The sequence below is a fragment of the Prevotella sp. P4-51 genome, from assembly GCF_002251455.1.
Lineage (GTDB): Bacteria > Bacteroidota > Bacteroidia > Bacteroidales > Bacteroidaceae > Prevotella.
Map to the genome: position 1 here is coordinate 1 of NZ_NPJM01000022.1, position 779 is coordinate 779.

Consider the following 779-nt stretch of genomic DNA (forward strand, 5'->3'; position numbering starts at 1 on the left):
TTCATCTTATATAAAACAAAAAATTTCTAACACCAGCAATAATTCTTGATATAAAGAATTTTAAATTATAAGCAAATGGATTTTTAATCCATACTCTTAGATACACAAATTCTAACTTTAACAATTGAATTAACTCATTACTAAAAGAATGTTTTGCTCTCATAGCAGAACCATTTCGTATTCTTTGATAATAAATAGCAGAATTTGAAGCCAATGCCATTTTTCTTATTTTAGGAGACAGTAAAAGACAAAAGACAGAGTCTTCACTTTTCTTTAATGTAATAGGAAAACGATTCATACCAATAATATCTCGATGAATCAATTTCACATAAGGTGGTGATAAAAATTGACGATAGTTAAATAAAGAAAAGGACAAGGCTTTGCATTTTTCAAATGCTTTTGACATAAAATTATCTCTTTTCTCAGAAATATCATCCACAAAAGCATAAGAATTGGCACATCCTATACAAGTTGGAGAACTTACAGCTAACAAATCATCAAGATATGTCGGAGAAATCAAATCATCATCATCTATAAATGTTATATATTTTCCCTTGGCATTTTCTATTCCTATATTACGGGCATTTGAAACGCCAGGAACATCAGTTTGTAATAATCGTAGATTGAGACCACCCAGTAACAAAAGGTGCTTAGTTATAGATGAATGATAAGGTTCATTACAACCATTAAGAATTATAATAACTTCAAACTCTTTATGGTCCAAAGTCTGCTTATTCAAAGCATCCAAACACTCATAAAGGTATTCGTGAGGCTTAAAG

1 protein-coding gene is annotated in these 779 nt (G+C 29.8%); it reads right to left on the reverse strand.

Going from position 1 to position 779, the window contains the following annotated elements; genetic code table 11:
• Nucleotide 1 precedes the first annotated feature (1 nt).
• Nucleotides 2-779 (reverse strand): glycosyltransferase family A protein (locus CIK94_RS02595; protein ID WP_144008277.1); only part of this gene is annotated, 778 nt, incomplete at its 5' end.